28 protein-coding genes are annotated in these 23,441 nt (G+C 39.0%); 2 read left to right on the plus strand and 26 right to left on the minus strand.

Annotation, left to right across the window (positions count from 1 at the left end):
• Window positions 1-8: 8 nt before the first annotated feature.
• From ACNQFZ_RS00940 to ACNQFZ_RS01000, 13 genes are all read right to left on the minus strand, one after another.
• A complete protein-coding gene (locus ACNQFZ_RS00940; protein ID WP_458413493.1) occupies window positions 9-1,070 on the minus strand; it encodes an LLM class flavin-dependent oxidoreductase in 1,062 nt (353 codons plus the stop codon).
• Between the two features lie 145 nt (window positions 1,071-1,215).
• The gene (locus ACNQFZ_RS00945) at window positions 1,216-1,470 is read right to left on the minus strand and encodes an SDR family NAD(P)-dependent oxidoreductase (RefSeq protein ID WP_458413494.1); all 255 of its coding nucleotides are present in this window, start codon (window positions 1,468-1,470) and stop codon (window positions 1,216-1,218) included.
• Window positions 1,436-1,612: an SDR family NAD(P)-dependent oxidoreductase gene (locus ACNQFZ_RS00950; protein WP_458413495.1), complete on the minus strand. Its 177-nt coding sequence runs from the start codon at window positions 1,610-1,612 to the stop codon at window positions 1,436-1,438. The genes ACNQFZ_RS00945 and ACNQFZ_RS00950 overlap by 35 nt, the downstream gene beginning before the upstream one ends.
• Window positions 1,613-1,906: 294 nt before the next feature.
• On the minus strand, window positions 1,907-3,082 hold the full coding sequence (locus ACNQFZ_RS00955; RefSeq protein ID WP_458413496.1) for a CaiB/BaiF CoA transferase family protein: 1,176 nt from the start codon (window positions 3,080-3,082) through the stop codon (window positions 1,907-1,909).
• Between the two features lie 37 nt (window positions 3,083-3,119).
• Window positions 3,120-3,881: an SDR family NAD(P)-dependent oxidoreductase gene (locus ACNQFZ_RS00960; RefSeq protein WP_458413497.1), complete on the minus strand. Its 762-nt coding sequence runs from the start codon at window positions 3,879-3,881 to the stop codon at window positions 3,120-3,122.
• A 35-nt stretch (window positions 3,882-3,916) separates the two neighbouring features.
• The gene (locus ACNQFZ_RS00965) at window positions 3,917-4,714 is read right to left on the minus strand and encodes an alpha/beta fold hydrolase (RefSeq protein WP_458413498.1); all 798 of its coding nucleotides are present in this window, start codon (window positions 4,712-4,714) and stop codon (window positions 3,917-3,919) included.
• Window positions 4,715-4,835: 121 nt separating this feature from the next.
• The gene (locus ACNQFZ_RS00970) at window positions 4,836-5,084 is read right to left on the minus strand and encodes a riboflavin kinase (protein WP_458413499.1); all 249 of its coding nucleotides are present in this window, start codon (window positions 5,082-5,084) and stop codon (window positions 4,836-4,838) included.
• A complete protein-coding gene (locus tag ACNQFZ_RS00975; protein WP_458413500.1) occupies window positions 5,071-5,625 on the minus strand; it encodes an NADPH-dependent FMN reductase in 555 nt (184 codons plus the stop codon). The genes ACNQFZ_RS00970 and ACNQFZ_RS00975 overlap by 14 nt, the downstream gene beginning before the upstream one ends.
• An 18-nt stretch (window positions 5,626-5,643) precedes the next feature.
• Complete coding sequence (locus ACNQFZ_RS00980) at window positions 5,644-6,138, minus strand: flavin reductase family protein (RefSeq protein ID WP_458413501.1); 495 nt, start codon at window positions 6,136-6,138, stop codon at window positions 5,644-5,646.
• A 105-nt stretch (window positions 6,139-6,243) separates the two neighbouring features.
• A complete protein-coding gene (locus ACNQFZ_RS00985) occupies window positions 6,244-7,449 on the minus strand; it encodes an acyl-CoA dehydrogenase family protein (RefSeq protein ID WP_458413502.1) in 1,206 nt (401 codons plus the stop codon).
• A 38-nt stretch (window positions 7,450-7,487) separates the two neighbouring features.
• A complete protein-coding gene (locus tag ACNQFZ_RS00990; protein ID WP_458413503.1) occupies window positions 7,488-8,273 on the minus strand; it encodes an enoyl-CoA hydratase in 786 nt (261 codons plus the stop codon).
• 73 nt (window positions 8,274-8,346) lie between these two features.
• Window positions 8,347-9,117: a 3-hydroxyacyl-CoA dehydrogenase gene (locus ACNQFZ_RS00995; protein ID WP_458413504.1), complete on the minus strand. Its 771-nt coding sequence runs from the start codon at window positions 9,115-9,117 to the stop codon at window positions 8,347-8,349.
• A 19-nt stretch (window positions 9,118-9,136) separates the two neighbouring features.
• Window positions 9,137-10,288, minus strand: a complete 1,152-nt coding sequence (locus ACNQFZ_RS01000) for a thiolase family protein (protein WP_458413505.1) — start codon at window positions 10,286-10,288, stop codon at window positions 9,137-9,139.
• A gap of 192 nt (window positions 10,289-10,480) precedes the next feature.
• Between ACNQFZ_RS01000 and ACNQFZ_RS01005 the strand changes: the two genes are divergently transcribed.
• Window positions 10,481-11,227 (plus strand): 2-phosphosulfolactate phosphatase, encoded by a 747-nt coding sequence (locus ACNQFZ_RS01005; protein WP_458413506.1) that lies wholly within the window; start codon window positions 10,481-10,483, stop codon window positions 11,225-11,227.
• Between the two features lie 189 nt (window positions 11,228-11,416).
• Here the strand turns inward: ACNQFZ_RS01005 and ACNQFZ_RS01010 are convergent, their stop codons facing one another.
• From ACNQFZ_RS01010 to ACNQFZ_RS01070, 13 genes are all read right to left on the minus strand, one after another.
• A complete protein-coding gene (locus ACNQFZ_RS01010; protein WP_458413507.1) occupies window positions 11,417-11,695 on the minus strand; it encodes a DUF1292 domain-containing protein in 279 nt (92 codons plus the stop codon).
• A 183-nt stretch (window positions 11,696-11,878) separates the two neighbouring features.
• The gene (gene sdaAA / locus ACNQFZ_RS01015) at window positions 11,879-12,748 is read right to left on the minus strand and encodes an L-serine ammonia-lyase, iron-sulfur-dependent, subunit alpha (RefSeq protein ID WP_458413508.1); all 870 of its coding nucleotides are present in this window, start codon (window positions 12,746-12,748) and stop codon (window positions 11,879-11,881) included.
• 22 nt (window positions 12,749-12,770) lie between these two features.
• A complete protein-coding gene (gene sdaAB, locus ACNQFZ_RS01020) occupies window positions 12,771-13,436 on the minus strand; it encodes an L-serine ammonia-lyase, iron-sulfur-dependent subunit beta (protein ID WP_458413509.1) in 666 nt (221 codons plus the stop codon).
• Between the two features lie 148 nt (window positions 13,437-13,584).
• Window positions 13,585-14,238 carry a response regulator gene (locus tag ACNQFZ_RS01025; protein WP_458413510.1) on the minus strand — a complete coding sequence of 218 codons (654 nt, stop codon included), beginning with the start codon at window positions 14,236-14,238 and terminating at the stop codon, window positions 13,585-13,587.
• Window positions 14,216-15,268, minus strand: a complete 1,053-nt coding sequence (locus ACNQFZ_RS01030) for a histidine kinase (RefSeq protein ID WP_458413511.1) — start codon at window positions 15,266-15,268, stop codon at window positions 14,216-14,218. Before ACNQFZ_RS01030 ends, ACNQFZ_RS01025 begins: the two co-directional genes overlap by 23 nt.
• 136 nt (window positions 15,269-15,404) lie before the next feature.
• The gene (locus ACNQFZ_RS01035) at window positions 15,405-16,538 is read right to left on the minus strand and encodes an MBL fold metallo-hydrolase (protein ID WP_458413512.1); all 1,134 of its coding nucleotides are present in this window, start codon (window positions 16,536-16,538) and stop codon (window positions 15,405-15,407) included.
• 22 nt (window positions 16,539-16,560) lie between these two features.
• Entirely contained in the window at window positions 16,561-17,130 is a 570-nt protein-coding gene (locus ACNQFZ_RS01040; protein ID WP_458413513.1) for a rhodanese-like domain-containing protein, read from the minus strand.
• Window positions 17,131-17,150: 20 nt separating this feature from the next.
• Window positions 17,151-17,936 (minus strand): sulfite exporter TauE/SafE family protein, encoded by a 786-nt coding sequence (locus ACNQFZ_RS01045; protein ID WP_458413514.1) that lies wholly within the window; start codon window positions 17,934-17,936, stop codon window positions 17,151-17,153.
• 33 nt (window positions 17,937-17,969) lie between these two features.
• Entirely contained in the window at window positions 17,970-18,584 is a 615-nt protein-coding gene (locus ACNQFZ_RS01050; protein WP_458413515.1) for a hypothetical protein, read from the minus strand.
• Window positions 18,585-18,603: 19 nt separating this feature from the next.
• Window positions 18,604-19,743: an NAD(P)/FAD-dependent oxidoreductase gene (locus ACNQFZ_RS01055; protein WP_458413516.1), complete on the minus strand. Its 1,140-nt coding sequence runs from the start codon at window positions 19,741-19,743 to the stop codon at window positions 18,604-18,606.
• A gap of 16 nt (window positions 19,744-19,759) precedes the next feature.
• A complete protein-coding gene (locus tag ACNQFZ_RS01060; protein ID WP_458413517.1) occupies window positions 19,760-19,996 on the minus strand; it encodes a sulfurtransferase TusA family protein in 237 nt (78 codons plus the stop codon).
• A gap of 144 nt (window positions 19,997-20,140) precedes the next feature.
• Window positions 20,141-21,376: a DUF438 domain-containing protein gene (locus ACNQFZ_RS01065; RefSeq protein ID WP_458413518.1), complete on the minus strand. Its 1,236-nt coding sequence runs from the start codon at window positions 21,374-21,376 to the stop codon at window positions 20,141-20,143.
• Between the two features lie 192 nt (window positions 21,377-21,568).
• Window positions 21,569-22,450 (minus strand): DUF4392 domain-containing protein, encoded by an 882-nt coding sequence (locus tag ACNQFZ_RS01070; protein ID WP_458413519.1) that lies wholly within the window; start codon window positions 22,448-22,450, stop codon window positions 21,569-21,571.
• A gap of 81 nt (window positions 22,451-22,531) precedes the next feature.
• Here ACNQFZ_RS01070 and ACNQFZ_RS01075 point away from each other — a divergent pair, with 81 nt between their 5' ends.
• Complete coding sequence (locus ACNQFZ_RS01075) at window positions 22,532-23,410, plus strand: LysR family transcriptional regulator (RefSeq protein ID WP_458413520.1); 879 nt, start codon at window positions 22,532-22,534, stop codon at window positions 23,408-23,410.
• The last annotated feature ends 31 nt before the right edge of the window (window positions 23,411-23,441 follow it).

Genomic DNA, 23,441 nt, shown 5'->3' on the forward strand with positions numbered 1-23,441 from the left:
AAAAAGTATTAAGCATTCACTTTATTCACTGGTGACTTAAAGTAAGGCATTACTTCATCTGCAAAACGTTTCATTGCTTTCATAACTTTGCGGTGCTCCATGTCACCCATACGGAACCAGCATGACATACTAGTAACGCCGGCATTTTCAACAGCCTCAAGGCGTGTTACCGCTTCTTTAGAATCAGCCAATAAGGCAACGCCGGAGTCATTTAACGCGCCAACATTTAGTGGGCCATCAAATTCGCTCGCTACTTCAGCAAAACGCTCATATGTTGCAGGAGCTTGTGTTCCTTTAGCACCCGGAATTAATTTTAATACCATTTCAAAATATCGTTTCATCTCAGTTTCTACATTTTTAATTGCCTGGTCTGTACTGTCGGCAATATTCATTTGCAAGTTCATATGGATGGAAGGATTAATTCCTTTTTGTAATAAACGTTCTCTTGTACGTTTCGTATATGCAAGCACATCATCCATCACCATTAACGTAGGTGTTACCATAAATTCTGAGCAGCCTTTTTCGACTACAAGATCAAAAGATTCAGGACTGATACAAGCATGATAGAATGGAATGCGCTTTTGAACTGGTTTTGGAACTAATCTCAAGTTTTCAAATTGATAGAATTCACCATTGTAACTGAATGTGTCATTGTTCCAGAGACCTTGGATAATCTCAACGTACTCCCAATATCTTTCTCTTGTCCTTTCAAGACTGATATTAAGACCTTTTGCCTCACTTGGCTGGTAACCGCGGCCAGCTCCGAATTTTAAGCGACCTTTACTTAATTGATCGACCATCGCATAGTCTTCTGCAATACGAACTGGATTATCGAAATTAAGGATGCTTACACCCAAACCAATATCCATTTTTTCTGTAATTTGCGAGATGGCTGCAGCTGCCACCTGAGGAGATGGCATTGTACCATATGCACTAAAGTGGTGTTCAGCCAACCATACGGATTCAAAGCCAAGCTCTTCACCATATTGAATTTGTTCTAACATCTCTCCATAAGCACGCTCATAGTTCTGATCATGACACTCGTTTACATAAAATAGTCCCATTTTCATAGTTAAAACACTCCTTTAATAGTTTTATATGAATTAATGAATCTGCAAAAGAAAAGTACGATTGCAAACGTTTACAAACCATTTTATATATCAAACGTTTGTTTTACTAATAGTGTAAATAGTGCTTACCTTTAATCGAGATCAATTACTGAGATCCCCATCCTCCATCAACTTTCCATACCTGACCAGTTACAAAGTCTGCTTCATCTGAGGCAAAAAAGAGGATTAAGTTGGAAATTTCCTCTGGTTTTCCTAAACGCCCGGCAGGGGTCGCCGCAGAAAAAATTCTTGTCATCTCTGGAGTGGTATCACCTAAAATTGGTGTTTGGATAATTCCCGGTGATACAGCATTAACTTGAACATTATCAGAAGCATATTCCATCGCCACTTGCCGGGTCATTGCTTTGACTTGCTGTTTCTTCTTGCCCTTTTATATCAAAACAAAGTACCTTTGCACCTTCACGACCAAAACGGATTGCTGTTTCTTTCCCTATACCTGATCCAGCTCCAGTTACAATTGCAACTTGATCTTTAATCCGCACTTATACTCCTCCAATTTAAGTAACTTTACTTTTTAGTCTATTAAAATTATGAAATATTAAACTACTATTACCACTCCCTTCATTAATGAAAGGGAAGATTTTAATTTTCTTTGCAAGATGTCTATCGAGGTAGTGTTAAAAAATCTTACCTTTTTAACTTATTTGGTATTAAGGAATCAGTAATAAGAATAGAGGTATGTTCGTTGCAGAAATGGGCTATATTTTTTCAAACAAGCATTTGTTTTATTCTATTGTCTTCAATAACGAATTATGCTAAGTATTCAAACTTTTGTTTTATTTTTTTATTGATTGCTGGGACTCACTTTCTTCTCCAGATAATCCCAACTCCGCCAATATTTCATGATTATGTTCCCCTAATTCAGGAGCTTTAGAATAAATGGATCCAGGTGTTTCGGAAAGCTTAATTGGAATTCCAATGTGCCCCATTCCTCCCTCAACCATGTCTGGACACTGTTGGACCATCTGACGGGCTAGAATTTGTGGGTTTTTAGTCATTTCTTCAATGGTTAATACTGGGGAAACGCATGTTTCATAGTTCTTAAATATTTCCAACCATTGTCTTAAAGTTTCCTTTTTCATGATATTTGCTATTTCTATTTTTATGACATCTTGTTTCCCTGGAGGTGCATCAAGAAGAGAAATAAAGTCCTCTCTTCCTATGGCATTACAAAACGCTTCCCAAAACTTTGCCTCTAAAGCCCCAACAGATATATAACGTTGATCTTTCGTTTCATAGACTCCGTAGGCCGCTTTTTCACCTGATAATGCCAACTCGCCACGAATAGGTGATTCGTGATTCACTAAGTAATTTGGTAGAAGCGTTTGTAACCAGGATACTACGCCATCTAACATCGAAATATCTACAAACTGCCCTTTACCTGTATTTTTTCTAGAAATGACCGCCATTAGGATCCCAATAACTGCCATTAAAGATCCTCCACCTATATCAGCTATCTGAATGGGAGGGACAACTGGTGTTTGCTTTCTTTCGCCATTTAAATCCAGTACACCAGCATAACTTAAATAATTAATATCATGTCCGGGTAAATGAGCATACGGTCCTGTTTGGCCATAACCGGTAATAGCGCAATAAATTAACTTAGGATTAAGGTCTTTTAATTTTTCGTAGCCCAGCCCTAATCGATCCATGACCCCCGGCCGAAAGGATTCAACAACGACATCGGCTGTCTTCACCAACTCTACAAATATTTCTTTCCCTTTTTCGGATTTTAAGTTCAGGGTAACGCTTTTTTTATTTCGATTTAACGAAGAGAAAATCGCGCTGTCCTTGCCAACTTTAGGCTCTTCCCATCTAGCATAGTCACCCAGATTGGGTTCTTCAATCTTGATGACCTCAGCGCCAAAGTCCGCCAGTAGCATCGTACAATATGGGCCTGGTAATAAGCGGGTAAGATCAAGTACTCGAATTGATTCAAGAGGCTTTTGCATTTCTTTCCCCTTCTTTCTATGCATATTTTGTAGTAAATTATTCTGATAATGTGCCGCCATCAATGAAAAATGTTTGCCCCGTGATATAATCTGCCGCATCTGAAGCTAAATATAGAGCAATTTGCGAAATGTCCTTTGGTTCTCCTAATCTTCTAAGCGGTATAGCTTTAACTGCTCTTTCAAGCCATTCTTTGTTTTCCATTTCTGATTGATTGATCTCTGTGCTAATGAGCCCTGGAGCTATCGAGTTCACATGAATATTGTGTCTTGCCCATTCGGCGGCCAGTGATTTCGTTAAGTGAATAACAGCTGCTTTTGTTGCTGTATACGGAGCGATTCTTTTATATGGTTTAACCCCGCCTACGGAAGAAATATTAATGATTTTTCCGGATTTTTGCCCAATCATAATCTTGGCCGCTTCTTGGCAACTGAAAAATAACCCTTTGATATTCACATCATTGATCATATCCCAGTCTTCTTCCGTTACTTCAACGGCTGGTTTTGTGACATTGGCTCCGGCGTTATTAACCAATACATCTATTCTGCCAAATTCCTCTAATGTTGCCGCAAAAAGATTTTTAATATCTGCTAGGTTCGCCACATCGCATGATACGGATAGTGCTCTTCTGCCAAATCGGCGCACTTCATTAGCAATCTTTTCACAAGCTTCTTTATTCCGACTTGCCAACACAATGTCGGCACCACTTGCAGCAAATTCCCGAGCCATCTCTGCTCCAAGACCGCGACTGCCACCCGTAATTACGATGACGTTCCCACTAATATCTAGCACTTTACCCATAAAGGTCCCCCCTTTTTCTCACTATCTAGTATTTTTTAAGATTGAATAAAGGAAATTAGTTCCTCATGGAAGCGGTCAATTTCTTCAATAAACGGTGCATGGGAGCTGTTTTCAAATACTACTAATTTAGCATCTGGAACTACCTTTGCACTATATTCAGATAAGGAAAGTGGGACAACACCATCATGTTGACCGTGGAAAAAGGCAACCGGAACCTGAATTTCGGCTAATTTTCCGCGCAAATCAATTTTTCCTAAGTCTTCCATCGTCTTTTCCGTGAACCAACTTTGTTCCAAAAATATATTGAAAAACCAATCTTTCATCGGTTGGCCAACATCTTGATGGAAGCACCCGTCAGCAATGGCTCTTAATAAAGCTGGACGATTTGCGCGCATGGCAGCTAATGTTTGTTGAACAGCCTCCTGCGGAAACCCTAGGTCAAATCCTTCGGTAGACGTATAGCGTGGAACTGCGCCTCCAACCGATACTGCTTTAATGACCTCACCGCCCCGATAACGAGTAACATAATCGATGACAACGGACCCACCAGCTGACCAACCGACAAGCGTTACTTCCTGTAAATTTAACTCTTTAATCACTTGATGAACATCATCAGCGAGCTTTGAGATTTCATATCCATGAGCTGGTTTGTCTGAATGTCCGCAGCCCCTGCAGTCAATTGTAATAACCCTGAAATTTTCACTCAAATCCACAGCCTGTCTTTCCCAAACCATTCGATTCATGCCCCATCCATGGACAAACACGATTGGTACTCCCTGACCACGATCTTCGTAGTAATAACGAACCCCTTTTTCCACTTCAACATACGGCATTGTTATAACCTCCTAATTTTTCACGGCTTTATTCTTTTCGATTAAAAACTAACGGTTGTTTGATTAAATTTTAACAAGTTGCACTAGATATTTCGATTACATATTAAAAATATTCAAATAATTATTTTGTAGAACTATTTTGTGGAACTGGATAATCCTTTAAACTACCAAAGTTAAATCTGAATTTGGCGTTCGCAACATCATTTTTAATTTGGTAGACCAATTGAGATATACTCTGGAATGAAATTTCTTCTCTTAAATAGAAGCAAACCTTAATTTGAATTTGCTGATCATAGATGTCTTGATTAAAGTCAATGATATGAACTTCATAATGTATTTTAAGGTTGATAATATACTCATAGCTTATCAACTGCTTTCGTAATTAAATTATTCTGCATAAAAACTAGTTCCTGAGAGAACAGTTTAATTTGTTTTAATAGTTTTGGATCACTGATTTCATTCTGGGAATTAAAATGATCATTATGAGCAAATACAAAACTTGGAGCAACATAAGTATTCAAATACCCTGCAATAGGTTTTAGTTGATTTTCAATGACAAGGTAATGCTGATGATTTCCACCTGTTGCGATAAAACCAATTACTTTATGATTAAATTCTGATGGAGGCACTAAATCAATGACGTTTTTAAGGGCACCAGTGAAGGAACCTTGAAAAATTGGAGTTCCGATAATATAGCTATCCGCTGCAGAAATTATATCAATCACTTTTTTGGTGTCCCCCGTATAGTCGGAAGGTGGACGTCCATCACAAAACTGGACATTATATTGCTTCAAATCCAATAATTCTACTTCTACTTCTGGATTCATTTTTTTTATTTCCTCTAAGACTTTATTAACAACGACTAAAGTCTTGGAGCCTGTGATTGTCCCAGATATTCCTACTATCTTCATTTACCCCAACTCCTTTGATTAATTTGGCCAATCCGTAGGGATTTTTCCGATATTCTGATTGAAATAAAGCAGTGGTTCCTTGTCATTTTTAGTTAATTCCATCACTTCACCTAACAGGATGACATGATCTCCAGCGTCCATTCGTTGAATTATGTTGCATTCTAATATCCCAAGTGAGTCTGAAATAATCGGCAACCCATTTTGTGAGGTCTGCCAAGTAACCTTTGAAAAGCGGTCTTGGACCTTGCCGGCAAATGCCCAACATGCATCAACTTGATCCGCTGCTAATGTATGGACGGCAAATTTGGGGGCTTTCATAAAAGTATCGAATGTAGAAACTCTTTTATCAATACACCAAAGGACAAGTAGAGGGTCAAGAGAAACAGAAGCAAAAGAATTAACGGTAAGTCCTGCAGGGGTTCCCTGATCATTCATAGTCGTGACAATCGTAACGCCGGTAGGATATGCACCCATAATTTGCTTAAAAACATTCACTTTATTTGATGCTTCCATCTTACGTTCACTCCATGGTTTTAATTTTTCAATACCCTTATTAAATATAGGAGGGCAGATAGATCCTGCCGTATCTGCCGTTTATTCAAAGAGAAATTTCCTTCTTTATTCGAATCTCCTCAATTCTAATTTAGCTACAGCCTCTTGATGAACTTCATCTGGACCGTCGGCAAGTCGAAGAGTACGTGCATGAGCCCAAATTTGCGCTAATGGGAAGACATCGCTAACCCCTCCTGCACCATGAACTTGGATCGCTCGGTCGATTACTTTTAAAGCCATATTTGGCACAATAACCTTAATCATAGCAATCTCTTTTCTAGCTACTTTGTTACCAACTGTATCCATTTTATGGGCGGCATTTAATGTTAGTAAGCGAGCTTGATCAATTTCAATTCGAGAATCAGCAATCCAGCTACGGATTACACCTTGTTCAGAAATCGACTTTCCAAATGCAACTCGGCTTTTTGCACGCTCGCACATTAATTCCAAGGCGCGTTCCGCCATTCCAATGAGGCGCATGCAATGATGGATACGACCTGGTCCAAGACGCCCCTGGGCAATTTCAAAACCTCTTCCTTCCCCAAGAATCATGTTGGAAGCTAGAACTCGTACATCTTTAAATTCAACGATTGCATGCCCATGCGGTGCATCATCATAGCCGTATACCGGAAGAATTCTCTTAATCTCGACTCCTGGTGTTCCCATTGGAATAAGAATCATAGACTGCTGTTTATGTCTTTCCGCGTTTGGATTGCTTTTCCCCATTAGAATCAGGATCTTGCATCGTGGGTCAAGGATGCCGGAAATCCACCACTTTTCCCCATTGATTACGTATTCGTCTCCGTCTCTTTCAATCCGCGTCGAAATATTCGTCGCATCTGAAGAAGCAACATTTGGTTCAGTCATGACATAGGAAGAGCGAATTTCACCATTTAAGAGTGGAACAAGCCATTTTTGCTTCTGTTCTTCTGTAGCATATTGCTCGAGTAATTCCATATTTCCTGTATCAGGTGCCGAGCAATTAAACACTTCCGGACCAATTAAGGAGCGGCCCATAATTTCTTTTAACGGCGCATATTCAAGGTTGGTTAATCCAGCCCCGTGTCTGCTCTTTTGCAAGAATAGATTCCACAAACCAGCTTCTCGGGCTTGCTGCTTCATTTCTTCCATGATCGGCGGAATTTCCCATCTCGTGTTTCCTGATTTAAGCTGTTCCTCATAAACTGCTTCATTTGGATAAACGACCTCATTCATAAATGCGGTAACTCTTTCCTCTAATTCTTTTACTCTTGCACTCTTTTCAAATAACATCGCTATACCTCCATATTGTATTTTTATTTTTTAAAAAATTAACGGTGCGAAAACTTTGCTTTCCGTTTTTGAATAAACGCCTGGATACCCTCCTTGACATCTTCCGTGCCAAATAAATCTACGAAAAGGTCAACTTCAAGCTCCAAAGCGGAATGTAACGACTGATCCGCGCCATTATTGACGGCTTTCTTAATGCGACTCAATGCTTGTAAAGAAAGATTGGACATTTTTTTTGCCATTGATACGGCCGCTTCCATTCCCTCTCCCTTTGGGACCACTTGGTTGACTAAGCCAATGCTTAACGCTTCACTAGCTGTAATCGAGTCACCTAGGAACATTAATTCTTTCGCTTTTGCCTCGCCGATTAATCTCGGCAGCCTTTGTGTTCCACCTGCTCCAGGGAATAAGCCTAATTTAACTTCCGGTAAACCAAGCTGCGCATGCTCTTCCGCAATACGGATATCACAGGCTAATGCCAATTCACAACCACCACCTAAGGAGAAGCCATTTAACATCGCAATCGTAGGCTTTGGCAATTCATCTATTAGATTAAAAACCTCATGATTAGCTTTCGCAATGTTTCTCAAATCATCTTTATTCAAATCAGTCCAGCCCGGAAATTCCTTTATATCTGCACCGGCCATGAAGGCTCTGTCTCCTGCTCCAGTAACAATCACGACGATAACTTCTGAATCATCCTTAATATAAGAAATCGTTTCCTTTAGCTGTTTCGTAACTTGACTGCTTAAAACGTTCATGGGCGGATTATCAATTGTTACCGTTGCAATTCCATCTACTATTTCAAGGTGCACCAGTTTGCTCATTTGATTTTTTCCCCACCTTCATTTTTTTTAGAAGCTATTTATCACTCAATCTATCTTCAATTACGTTTTAGTATTACTTTGGCTGCATTCGAATCGCGCCATCTAAACGAATGGTTTCTCCATTTAACAACGGATTTTCTATAATACTAGTCACCAGCATTGCATATTCGGACGGAAAGCCAAGGCGGGATGGGAATGGTACCATAGCCCCTAGTGATTCGCGTGCTTTTTCCGGAAGCGTTTGGAATAAAGGTGTTTCAATTAGCCCTGGGGCAATTGTCATTACTCTAATACCATACCTTGCGAGTTCCCTAGCAATTGGCAATGTCATACCGACTACTCCACCTTTTGATGCACTATAGGCCGCTTGCCCAATTTGGCCCTCAAATGCAGCGACAGAAGCAGTATTGATAATGACCCCTCTTTCACCAACGACATTAGGTTCGTTAGTAACCATTTTTTCAGCTGCTAAACGAATAACATTAAACGTTCCGACTAAGTTAACTTGAATTATCTTGTTAAATCCCTCAAGCTCATGAACGCCGTCTTTTCCTAAGACCTTTTTCGCAGGACCGATCCCTGCACAATTAACAACAATGTTAATATGGCCAAACTTTTCAATCCCTTGATTTAAAGTAGCTTTAACCTCTGCTTCATTTGATACATCTGCTCTTGTAAACAAGACGTTATCTGAGCCAAATTTCTCAACAATTGCTGCTCCTCTTTCCTCAGATAAATCCAAAATGATTGCTTTTCCGCCGTTCTCAACAATTCTTGTGACTGTTGCTTCACCTAATCCGGAGCTGCCTCCTGTGACAACTGCTACACATTCTTTAATATTCATATATTACTTCCTCCCCTAATTAATTTAATCTTTCTATAATGGTTGCGTTTGCCATCCCATTTCCTTCACAAATCGCTTGAAGTCCAAACTGTGCACCTGTTCTTTCAAGCTCGTGAATAAGCGTGATCATGACACGTGCACCGCTGGCTCCCAACGGATGACCAAGAGCAATGGCGCCGCCATTTGGATTTAGTTTTGCAGGGTCTGCTTTAATCTCCTCCAGCCAACACATTGGAACAGGGGCAAATGCCTCGTTTACTTCAAAAATATCAATATCGGAAACGTTCATTTTCGCTTTTTTTAGTACTAGTTTCGTTGCCTCAATTGGTCCGGTCAGCATTAAGGTAGGATCTGATCCAACAACTGAGCGGGCGGTCACTTTAAAGCGTGGTTTAAGACCAAGCTCAAGTGCTTTTTCTTTTGACATGAGAAGCAGTGCTGCTGCACCATCGCTCATTTGACTTGAGTTGCCAGCGTGGATAATGCCATTTTCATCAAAAGCCGGTTTTAACTTTTCAAGTTTTTCAATTGTTGTTTCCCTTCGTGGACCTTCATCATCGCTAACGACCATCTTTGTTCCATCATCTAAAGTAACCTCAATTGGCATAATTTCTTTTTTAAATCTTCCTTCATCTTGTGCTATAATCGCTTTTTTGTGGCTTTCTAATGAAAATTCATCGGCCTGCCTACGAGTAATCCCCCATATTTTGGAAATACGCTCAGCTGATAATCCTTGATGAATGATTTCATGTTTAGATGTAAGGTTTTTGCTCCACTCTGTTCCTTGCCAGTTGGACAACATTGGAACCCGGGTCATACTTTCCACCCCGCCGGCGATAACAATATCCATATCACCACAAAGAATCGCCTGTGAAGCAAAGTGAACCGCTTGTTGACTTGAACCACACTGGCGATCGATCGTAGTGCCTGGGACATGAATTGGGAATCCTGCCATCAACGCAGCAGTACGAGCAATATTAACTCCCTGCTCTCCAATCTGGGTAACACACCCCATGATGACATCCTCAATTAGACTTGATGAAATGCCAGCTCTATTGACTATTTCAGTTAAAACCTTTGCGAGAAGGTCATCAGGCCGTTCATTTCTTAACATGCCTTTTCGTTTTCCTACTGGTGTACGGACAGCTTCGACAATCATAACTTCACGCATATGAAATCCCCCCGACGTATGAATTATTAAAGAAGAAACAGAAATAGATTATATATTCCAGGCTTTGTAAATATCTTTATGTATGTACTAAGATATTTATTAAGATATATATGCAAGTACATGACCAAAATTTGACTAAACGTTTGTTTTTTTATTTAAAAAATTTTCTGAAGAGTCAAGAAAGGAATAACCATGCCAAAAATTCATGTTTTAATGCAAAAAGAAATGATTGATCCATTAAAATTAACGAACTGTGTTGTCGTTGTCTTCGACGTTTTATTAGCAACAACAACGATTACTTCTTTATTACAGCATGGGGCAAAAAGGGTAATCCCCGTCATGAATGTTGAGGAAGCAATAGCGGTTAGCAAATCATTGCCAAAGGATTCATTTATTTTGGCAGGGGAACTAAATGGCTACGCTGTTGAAAATTTTGTATTTCCTTGCCCTATTGAATTAAAGCTAGCCGGTATTGAAGATAAAACAGTCATTTTATCAACAACAAACGGTACAGTCGCTTTAAGTAAATCGCGTCAAGCACCTTTTGTATATGCTGCATCTTTGTTAAATGGGACTTCTGTCGCGAGGTATATCACACAAACCGAAACCTATCAGAACCATACCATCGTCCTCGTATGCGCGGGAAATAGTGGACAGTTTTCCATGGAAGATTTCATAGGCGCAGGATATTTTATAAAAAAATTACAAGAAAATACTAATGAAACACTTGAGTTAACGGACTCTGCAACATTGGCTTGTCATTTTTACGAACAATTGAACGAGGATATGTTGTTTCAGTATTTTCTTTCTTCACAAACCGGAAGATTGCTTCATTCACTGGATTACAAACAATCCATTTATTATGCCTTGCAACCAGATATATATAATGTGGTACCAATGCTAAGAAAAGGAAATTATGATTTTTTGGAGAGCATGTAGATTATGGATGTCTTTTGAGGATTATGCGTAAATGAATGATGCATAAAATAGTGGGTAGGGAATAAAGATCTCGAAGGTAACCTTAATTCGGACGGGTGTGCTGAAAAATTTGAAAAAGGAGTCCGAATGAGAGCTTGATTCGGACTCCAAATTTATGCTATTTGTATTTCTGTACTATAGAGGCCAGGCTTATTCTTCCTCGCTTGTCTCATCAAAAATTTCATCAAAAGCGGCAGAAACTTTATCAAATTCCTCATCGCTTTCTAATGCTGATAAGTCCCCATCTTCGTCAACTTTTAAGAAGAAAAGATCGATATCATCAACACTTTCTTCTTGAACATCCTCAACGAAGCATACGGCAATATATTGAACACCATCAATATCTACCGTTGCAAGCACCTCAACATCATCTTCTTTATCATTTTCATCACTAATTGTAAAAACTTCGCCTACTTCAATTTTTTCCATCGTCCATTCTCCTCGCTTTAGCTTTCTTGGTTAATACCATTCATTGGAAGTACCACCAATTACAGTAATAGGTCATTACATCATGACAAATAGTACCATACATTGATAAGAAAAGCGAATATTCATCATATCCCGTGGTAAGGTTTTCGCAAGTGCGGACAATGCTCAACCACACAAATCATTTTATCGTTTAAAAATTTCTCTTTCAAGCCGTTTTCCCGTTGGTGTTGCTGCTAAGCCGCCTTCTGCTGTTTCCCTTAAAGCACTTGGCATTGATTGTCCGATTACGTACATCGCTTGGATGACTTCATCACAAGGAATTTTACTTTTAATTCCCGCTAAAGCCATATCTGCCGCCGTCATTGCATTTGCGGCTCCTAAAGCATTTCGTTTCACGCAAGGTACCTCAACCAAACCAGCGACAGGGTCACAAACTAGACCGAGCATGTTTTTTAAAGTGATGGCCATCGCCTCCGCTGCCTGACGAGGAGTTCCCCCTGCCAGTTCGACAATGGCAGCCGCAGCCATGCCGCTCGCTGAACCAACTTCAGCTTGGCACCCACCAGCAGCGCCGGAAATAGAAGCATTATTTGCTACGACAAATCCAAACGCTGCAGCTGTGAACAAAAACTCAATCATTTCATGTCGGCTTGGTTGTAATTTATCTTTCACAGCAAACAATGTACCCGGAACAACACCCGCTGACCCTGCAGTTGGAGTTGCACAAATGATTCCCATCGCAGCATTCACTTCATTTGTTGCAACTGCTTTACTAACAGCATCCAATAAAACCGTCCCTGATAATGCCTTTCCACTTTTAATGTAATTTTGCAGCAGCACTGCATCTCCACCGGTGAGTCCGGAAAAAGATTTTACGCCATTTAAGCCCCTTGTAATTGCTTCTTCCATGACAGTGAGGTTTTGATCCATTTTATCGATAACCTGATCTCTCGTAAGGCCTGAAACTTCTACTTCTTGCTTAATCATAATTTCTGCTATTTTCACTTGTTTACTTTCAGCAAGTTCAACAAGCTCTGCTACACTTCTGAACATATTCCACCTCCAAGAATGAATGTTAATCCACCATTTTAATGACTTGCGTTACATTCGGCAGTTTTTCAATTTCATGAATAACTCCTTCACCAATTTTTTGGTCGACTTCAATGACCATCATTGCCATTTTCCCAACATCCTGTCGGGTAACCTCCATATGACCAATATTTAATTGATAATCTGCGAGTACACGTGTGACAGCCGTAATCACACCGAATTGGTCTTGGTGAACTACAAGTATGGCCGGGCATTCTCCTGTTAACCTCAATTTAAATGAATTCAGCTCTATGATTTCAATCGCACCGCCACCAATAGATATCCCAACAAGCTCAAGCTTTTTATCATCATTCTCTAAGCATATCTTCACAGTATTCGGGTGATCAGTTACAATAGTATTTTCGATGATAAATTCAATATCGATTCCCTCAATTTTAGCGATTGTCAATGAATGAGGAATACGTTCATCATTTGTATCAAAATCAAGCAATCCACCAACTATCGCTACATCGGTTCCATGACCTTTATAAGTTTTAGCAAAAGAGCCAAATAAATAAATCGTAGCCCTCTTTGGTTTATTATCAAATAAAGTTCTTGCCACACGGCCAATTCGGGCAGCACCTGCCGTGTGTGAACTTGAAGGGCCAATCATAATTGGCCCGATAATATCAAACGCTGATCTATATTTCATTGTAATCATCCTTACATTAGTTGCTTTTCTTAAGAAGTGTTTCTTGTAAGGTATTATACCATTATATTAATATAATTTAATAAAAAAATTATAATATATTGCAGTTTCCAAAAAAAAATAGGCATTCGATATGCCTTTGAAATTAGTTCTATACCATCAACTCTAGGAACTTATTGTTAATCCCATATTTAACCAACTCATGTTTGTTCGTTAAGTTAAGTTTTTGCATAATTCTTGTTTTATGATTTTCCACAGTTTTTGGACTGATATGTAATTTAATGCTGATCTCTTTATTCGTAAAGCCAAGCATTGTTAAACGGACAATTTCTTTTTCACGGTCGGTTAAGATGGAGCTTGAAATTTTATTTAATTTCTTTTTATCCTCCAGCCATTTTCTAACTTGTTCATCAGGGATAGAGGTTTTATAATAATATTTTCCGTTATAGACGGATGTGAGTGCTTCGGATAAATCTCCACCTTGGCTTTTCTTCAACAAATAGCCATGGGCGTTTACTTCGATTGCTTTTTTAACATAAGCTTCTTCATCATACATCGTTAAAAAAATAATTTTTGTTGATGCCAGCTGTTCATATATTTCCTTTGTTGCTGAAAAGCCATCCAAGCCATTTGGCATTGATAAATCCATTAAAATAACATCTGGCTTCAAGCGCTGGGCAACAACTATCGCTTCCCTACCATCATCAGCTTCTCCAAGAAATTCTGTATGAGGGAATGTTTCCAGTAATAAGCGGATTCCTTTTCGAATTAATGCATGGTCGTCAACTAACATGACTTTGATCATGGTCACCATCCTTTTCAATAGGAAAAAAAGTGTTGATCACTGTACCTTCATTAGGTTTGGAAATAAGCGTTAAAAAACCGTGCAATTGGTGAATTCTTTCCTCCATATGCTTCAAGCCAAGGCCGTCGCTGACATAGTTTTTGTCAAAACCAATGCCGTTATCTTTAATCGTTAAACTTATGTTCCCATCCTCACAAAGAAGTTTAATATCGACTCTAGACGCTTTTGCGTATTTCACAATATTATGTAAGGCCTCTTGGATCACACGATAGACGTTAATTTTTACTAATGGAGGTAGGCGAAAATCAATATTCGTTTCTAATTGAAAAAGAATAGTCGGAACAGATACTTGCCATGACTTAAGTAGTCCTTCAATGGCAGGCACCAATCCCAATTGGTCCAGGCTCTGCGGGCGCAATTGATGGGAATATCGCTTAACATCTGATATCACACGGTCCAACTCTTGTTTGACTTCATGAAAATAATCCAAAAATTTTTTATCACGTAAATGGGCTTCGATTGCCTCTAATGCGAGTGAAATAGAGAATAGCGACTGCCCAACCCCATCATGAAGTTCTTGAGCCAAACGTTGATGTTCCATTTCCTTAGCTTCAATCAGCTTCTTGATCATCAGTTTTGAAAGGCGCGCTTCTTCTTCCTTCCGTTTGGATTCCTGATCGCGTAAAACGAGTAAAATTTCCTGATTTTCTGTTTGCTCATCATCAAAAATTAAAGCAGTGCTCATTTCTACCTCAATTTCGCGGCCATGATAGGTCGGCATATTGGAAAGAAAATAAGGCACTTCCTGCTTGGCAACCAATAAGCATCGTTCCTCGTGTAAATTAATTTTCCTTGATTGGCAATATTTACAAAATGGAACATAATCGCCTGCATTCCAACCCGTTAAAACCTTTGCTGAAGGATTCATTCGTAGAATTTTACGTTGTTTATTCATGATGATAATACCATCTTGCAGATGATTAAAAAACTTTTTGAAATAAATGTCCTCCGGTTTTTGCACCAACAACATACTCCCCACCCTATAAATACTAGTTATTTCCATTATAGTTAAATTCAGTGCGAAAATACATTGTTTTTAGAATATTCTTTCATTTTTTAAAAAATCAGTGAGGACATTTAAAAAGCCCCCACTGATTCCTACTTCTCTAACCGGCATGATGAACAGCACAACGGTTTGGCCCTATTTCAAATTCCGAAATTTGATCTTTGGTTACTTTTAAAATTCCTTTGTTCACTGCTAAAATATGTTCAAAGTTTGGTGGTGTTGTTGTCACAGCAGATTTAGCAACTTGTTCTACAAACTCCATCTCTGTTTGCCCTGACATGATTTCATTTTGCTTCCGTATATTTCCTAGGGTACAACCAATGTATCCTTCCTCATTGACTTCTAGAGAAAAATCAGCATAATGGGCTGGTAGGACAATGACACTATCCGCAATTTGCGATACTTTTTCATAAACAGTATGATACAAATCTTTAGCCCATTCTCTTACTTTTCCTCCAAGGTCAGGGCGCCCTAAACCATTGACAAAAATCGTATCACCAGAGAATAAGATTTTATCATTTACAAGGAAAGAAACACTCCCTGGAGTATGTCCCGGTGTTTTTACAGCTAAAACTTCAATCCTCACATTTCCGACATCGATTTTGTTATAGTTTTCTAGATGCTCAAATTCAAAGACTGCTCCTTCACTTTTCATTAAATAAAATTTCGCCTGACACTTCTTTGCAAGCTCGTATCCGCCGGATATATGGTCGGCATGAAGATGGGAATCAAAAATATGAGTGATTTTTACGCCCTCTTTTTCCGTTAACTCAGTATATACGTCAATAAAACGAAGCGGTTCGATGACAATTGCTTGGCCACCCGATAGGATCATATAGGATAAGCAGCCCTTGCCAACACGAATGAACTGATAAATCTTCATCTGATCATCTTCATAAACTTGTGTCTTGTATATATATTCACTCCATGATTTCATGCCGCCCTCAAGGAAAACAACATGAAAGCCTTTCTCATCCAGCAATTCTGCCACATATTTTGCTGAGCCTTCTTTAGCACAGACAACTGCAATTTGTTGGTCTTTCGGTAATCTGTCTACAATCGTACTCAAGTCATCAATCAGCAGATAATAAGGCATATTTAAGTGCGTAATCGTCTTTCCTTCAATCTTCCAATCGTTAAAATCATCCTCATTTCGAACATCAAGGATAAATAATTCTTTAATCCCTACTATATAATCATTAATTTCCTTAGCTGTAATTGGATTTACAGACATGCATAACACTTCCTTTTAAATATTAATCTTCGATTTCTCCAACCCACTCTGACATTCCCGGGAGGACATTAAATACATGTAAAAATCCATGTTGTTCTAACAATTGACAGGCAAAATCGCTGCGGTTGCCTGTCCGGCAAATGATATAATAGGTTTGATTTTTATCAAGCATATCAATGTTATCTTTGATCTCACCGAGCGGAAGATGAATCGCCACCGGAATATGACCAATAATGAATTCAATTTCTTCCCTTACGTCTAATAAAATGAAAGTTTCCAAATGTGCTAGCTTCTGTTCCAGTTCTTGATTGGTTATGACCTTTGAATAGGTCTTTTCCATAATTCTTTTTTTACTAGGGGATTTTTGTATATAATGGGCAACATGATTTTCTTTTTTTTCCGAGAAACAATAATAATCTCCTGTTTGTCCCGTCCATTTTCTTAATTCTTTTTCTGCATCTTCGTCTGTAGTCAAAATTTCAATGATTTCCATATCCTCAATTTGACCCAGTGCCTCTTTCGCTTGGACCTGTGGGAGCGGGCACTTATAACCCTTGCAATTTAACGTTTTCACCGGTTGTACCATATTCATAACCCTAACACCACCTAAACCTAAAAAAGTATTTCCGTCCAAATTTTTACAACTGTACCGATGATCAGCACTAATAAAATGCTCTGAAGCGCTTTTGTATTCATTTTTTTACTAACATTGGCCCCTAGTGGTGCGGCGATTAAACTAGCAACTACCATTACTACAGAGGGCATTAGAAGCATATGACCGCCAAGGAGTTTGCCCACTGTTGAGCCTATCGACGAGAAAAATGTAATCGCAAGTGATGAGCCGATGGCAACCCTCGTTGGAATTTTTAAAAGTACAAGCATAACAGGAACGGTAATAAAGGCTCCGGCTGCCCCAACAATTCCAGCAACAATCCCAATGACCCCGGAGGATAATATGGCCAGCCCTTTGTGAAATGGAACTTCTGTTGTTTCTCCTCTTTCGTCCCCTTTTTTCGGAAAAAGCATCATAATCGCAGCGGTTAGAGCAAGGACGGCATAAACGATATTGATGACGTTGTTGGGTAAAAACTTGGAACCATAGGCTCCGATAAAGCTACCAATAATAATAGCTCCACCCATATATAGAACCAATTGCTTATGAATATAACCGCCTTTTTTAAAAACAAACATCGCTGCCAATGTTGCAAAAAATACTTGGACCGCACTAATCGCCGATACTTCCTGTGCCGTAAAGGCTGCATAACCGAAAAGCGGCGGTAAATAAAGAAGCATCGGGTATTTAATAATCGACCCGCCAATCCCGACCATTCCGGAAATGGCGGAGCCTAAAAAACCAATCAAAAAAAGAACAACAACTAGGCCAATATCGAATTCCACGTTTATCAATCCACCTTTGTTACAGGCAGCTGCTTATTTCACATCACTTAGGTTTTTCATAAGTGATACCCCAAAGTGCAGTGCTTGCTGCATTTCTTTTTGTTTCATTACTTTTAGTAATCTCATCACAGACAGCGTTGGTGGACTAGCTGTTTTCATCTCTTCGACAGTTTTTTCAACAGCACCTAAGATGGCCGTTGTACTATTTAAGATTGGAGAAGAAGCCACCCTTTCACCTAATTCAAGTAATGGCACCGTCTTATTTACAAGATGTTGGACCGTAGGCTCTGTTAGCGCATCGGTAAAAACGCCGACGCCTTCTGCAAGTTCGAACAACCGATCAAGGGCACCATTATTCTGCAGCACACTTAGCCGATCCATAACATTCAAAAGACCAGCAAGCTGTTCAGATTTGTCAACTAAAGCCGTCAAGAGGGTTGTAAGCCGCTCGTCACCGAGAAAGTTTAATAAATCCGCTGAACGCTCTGCTTTTTGTGTTACGGATACAATCGTTTCTTCGGTCATTGTATCGCCGACCATTTTTAGTAAATTCATCGTTCTTAAAAATACAGGCAACATCTCAATTAGTTCATCTTGCACCTCTTCCGTGATGCGTTCTGATATAGGAGTTTTTGTTCCCTCCACCATTTTTATCACCTCACTTTTTTTACATAATGCCTTTCAAATTTACCCAATGACCGCTGTTATAAGCTGCTTTGGCATAATGCACCATTTTCGAAGGTGTGACCGGCTTTGGTGGATTTTCGTAATCAAACGAAATATAAGTTGCCTTATTTAAACCTGTTTCAATAAAACAGAAAACTTTACCATTATAGCGGCGATTTCCAGGCAATCCTTTTACTTTTTCAATTAAATTTTCTGCCAGTATTTCGGATTCAAAGTGAGCGGTCGACCCCGCTTTACTAATTGGTAGATTAGTGGCGTCACCAACTACATAGATATCTTCTTTATTGTCAAGGTTTAATTTATGGCGATCAACAGGAAGCCAGCCGCCGCTGTCACCCAATCCAGCTTCGCGAACAAGCTCAGATCCTTTATGAGGTGGAATAACGACTAATAAGTCGAATGGCAGTCTTGTTCCATCCATACTGACAATTTCCTTCTTCTTTACGTCAACATGGTCTATCATGAAAAATGTTTCAATTGCAATATCACGCTCACCGAATTCTTTTACAGCAAGCTCAGCCACAGAGGCTGTTCCATATGGTCCCGCTAATGGGTAGGCATACGTAATCTCCGTTTTCTCACGAATTCCTTTTTGCCGTGCCCAATCTTCAAACATCATCGTAAATTCAAGTGGTGCAACTGGGCATTTATGTGGCAATCCAACGGCAACAACGACTTTTCCACCCTCAAAACGGTCCATTGCTTCACGTAGCTGTAAGGCGCGATCCATATTATAGAAGATATGTCCAGCCTCATCTAAGCCAGGAATCTCGACACTTTGCGGATGGGAGCCAGTGGCAATAATTAAATAATCGTAGCTCAGAGTGGCGCCTTTCTTTAAGGTCACTGTTTTCTCCGCATCATTGATTTCAGTCGCCTTATCAATGATGAGAGTGATCTTCGAATCAATAACCTGTTCGATTGGACGGATTAAGTCCTCAGGCTGCTTGAGATGAAAAGGAATATACAAATAGCCAGGTTGGTATACATGGTAATCTTTTTCACTGATGATGGTAATGCTTACTTCTTTTTCAGCAATTTCATTTGCAAGACCTCTGGCCAACTTATTGACAAGCATTGTTCCAGCCGTTCCTCCGCCAATAATGACAAACTTCTTCATGCCAATCCCTCCGAATTCATTTCAATTTAATGATTAACTTATAAGCATTCCCTTCGCCAGGCTCCTCCCCTAAAAAGTTATGTCCCATTTTTTTTGCCCATGCCGGGACATCTTTTCGGGAACCTTGTTCATTTGTTAATAATTCCAGTACAGTTCCACTTTCAGCCTCTTTTGCTGCTTTCATTAACTCTAATAATGGTCCTGGACAAAATGCACCTCTTGCGTCAACCAACAGCTTTTTCTCTATAGACATGAAACTTCTCTCCTTTGTTACAAAATTGTGAACTACCTATTCAAATTGTATTTGATAGCGCTTACAAAAAATATAGGGGTTATCCCCTAATTTGAAAAAAGACCAAATCGAAGATGATTTGGTCTTAACCGAAATATTTGCTTTTTAAAACAAAATCCGCTTTTCCCCTTCAATCGCTTGAATTGGATCAATGTCTTGTGTGAATTCAAGGGTGCCGACATATTCCCCGTTTTCATCACGAACAGCAAAGTAACGAATATATACGTATTTGTCACGGAACTTAATCCAGAAATCCTCATGGTCTTTTTTGCCTGATTTGAAATCCGCAAGAAGTTCTTCAACAACATGCACACTTCTTGGTGGATGGCAGTTTTGAACGGTACGGCCAATGACTGCCTTTGTCCTTACAAAGATTCTTTCTTTGCCTTGTGAAAAATAACGGACCACATCATCCTGGTCAATAAATGTAATGTCAACTGGCAAATAATTTAACAACAATTCTAATTGTTTTAAAGACAAAATTCCTGTTTCCATTTTAATAAAGCCTTCGGAAATCGCATTTTCGCTGATACCTTTTCGTTCCGGCTTCCATTCAGCGGCAGGCTCTGTTAAGCAAAAACCGACTTCATCACTTTCGTGAGCTATTTTGACCCATTCATCTTCAGTAAAATTCATCAACGCCATTGGGAAAAGAATATTTTCTTCTCTGTAAATCATATCGCTGACTTCTTTGATGCAATAATTGACAATATCAATAACAGCTTGCTTATCGCCAGTGTAATTTGTTAATTTTTGTTTTGCCTCTTTGATTGCATCGCGGATGAAGTCATCGATTCTCCACATATTTGTACTTGGACCATTGATACCGTACTTTTCTAAATATGGGAAAATAAGATTTTCTTTACGGCTATAATGCTTATCGATATCAAGCAGTAAATTGCAATCGGCTACTAGCTTGTAAACATTTTCTTCTGAGTCTTCCTTCGCAAATTCAACTAGATGGACATGAAGTTTCGTTTCCAATAGCTTTGCAATTTCTCTATTTTCCAGTTTGAAGGTATGAACAGGATGCCCTGGCTCTTCCTCTGGATTTTTGGGCAGATCAATTTCTTCGACAGACCCTTTTAATATTTCGGTGTGCAAGGAGTAGATTCGCTTCACTTCATCCAACGTCATTTCACCGTTTTCATTGAAGTCATGCTGTAATCTTGACATTTCTTCAATTGAAACTTTGCCAATTTCTTTGTCAAATGAGGCTTTCACCTCTTCAATATTTTTCCCGCCTTGTAAATCTTTGAAAATTTGTTTTAACTTTTCTAAACGATCACTACTATTATGGTCAGTTGTGTGTTGTTCACGGTTATTTATCAATTCACTCATGATTGTTAGTCTCCTTTTTGAGGCTATTACCTATTATTATAGTGATAATGTTTCTCATAATAGTAATGTAACATTAATAAAAGTTTCTGTTTGTGATTGAAATCACATTGAGTATTAGTTTGTTCAACAAAATCCAGATGCAAAAATAAAAAAAAGACTGATTCACAGCCCCTTTTTTGGTATATTTCAATATTATAATGGTTGTGTAGAAACTTTATGAATACCCGCGATAGCTTCATGTAGGGCAGCAATAATTTCCATATGCTTTTTAATTGGCAAGCCATCAACGGACATAACTCTCATATTTGTTCTTCCATCAACAGCTCCGGCATCTAAAATAATCTGGAGCAGTCTTTTTTCTTCATTTGGATCGTGTAATAGGGTTTGTCCGGCCAGATAAGATAAACTAGCAGCTAAACCATAGCCTCCCCAATTTGAAACTCCCGCTGTTATTAAAAAGTCAACAGGTGTAATATTTATAATCCACTTTTTATCAAGTTTAGAATAAAGATGGGAGTATAGGCTTCCCATGCCTATCTCATTTCCGCCGTCACCGATGCCGATTGTTGTAATTCCTTTCTCGCGAGCCTGTACAAATAATGAATCAAAACGGGCAACCGGAATTGAGATTCTCATGCCTGCCATGTTGTAAAAATTACCATCGAGTGCCATACCCATTTGTTCAAGGGCAACTAAATGAGTAATGTCTGGGTTTGCTAATATTTTTGGAAAAGTTTTTGTCTCCATCCCCGCCTCCACCACAACAAGCTCAGCACTTAATTGTAAAGCATCGATGGCAGCCTGCATAATATTTTCGTTAAAAGGGCTCGTCATAATTGTTACTATAAATCCAAGTTTTTCTAAGGCTTGTGCAAGAAATACGGCACCTAATGGACCATCTGTTTCACCCGTTTTCATTCTTTCAATGTAAAAACCAGTCACAATGACAATATGCTTCGCTTGTAATAAAGATTGTGCGGCTTGGTATAAAGTATTTTTTTTCGTTAAAGGAATAATATTTCTATTTCCAGCGTCCTCTTTTATAATTTCATAGATTTCACTGTATATTCTCATAATTATAATCTCCAATCTTTTAAATCTAGTATTCTTTTGAAATAATAGTAATAAATCAAAATTTATCTGGAGGATCCACCCATGAACATCGACCACATCGAAGCATTTGTCTATGTTTTTCTACTCGGAAGTATTAATCGTGCCTCTGAAGCACTTTATCTTACCCAGCCATCCGTATCGTCAAGAATTCAAACATTGGAGCGGGAATTGAACACTAAATTATTTAATCGTGAAGGCAAGCAGCTTACTTTATCCGATAAAGGCAAGCAATTTCTTCCCTATGCCCAAAAAATACTGCAAACCTATCAAGAAGCAAAAATTCATTTGCAAAAGAATACTATTGTTCATACGGAGCTAAATGTTGCTTGTGCACCATCCGTAGCCGCTCATTTAGTTCCTGCCATGCTCGTTCAATTTCGAGAAGAATTTCCGGATGTGTCCGTAAAGATTTTGACAGGACACTCCAATGATGTACTCGAAAAAGTTTTAAATAAGGAAGTTGAGTTTGGAATCGCACGTACCGTAACACATCCAAATATAGAGCCCGTCTCATTTCTTGCAGACCCTATTGAGCTTTTCGTGAATCCGGGCCACAGTTTAATCGATAAAGAAATTGTGACTCTTCAAGATGTACATTCTGAACCTCTCATCTTTTTTGAACATGGATCCATTGATTGGCTCATGATCTATGGTTTGTTTAAAAGTAAACATCTAAATCCAAATATAATTTTAGAAGTTGATAGTATGGAAACCGCTAAGCAAATGGTCTTGTCCGGTATTGGCATCAGTTTTCTTCCAGAGTCATGCGCCCTTGAAGAACTAAAGCAACAAAAGCTTTATAAAATTAAGATTGCTGATAAACCACCGCTGACACGTGATATTGAACTGATCTTTTTAAAAGGAGCGGAGCGCAGCCCGTTTCTTGACTTTTTCATTAACTATAACCATATAAAACACTAAAAATTGTGACTTTTTCAAGTTTTGACAAAAT

It is taken from the genome of Schinkia acidoalkalinis (genome assembly GCF_054301215.1).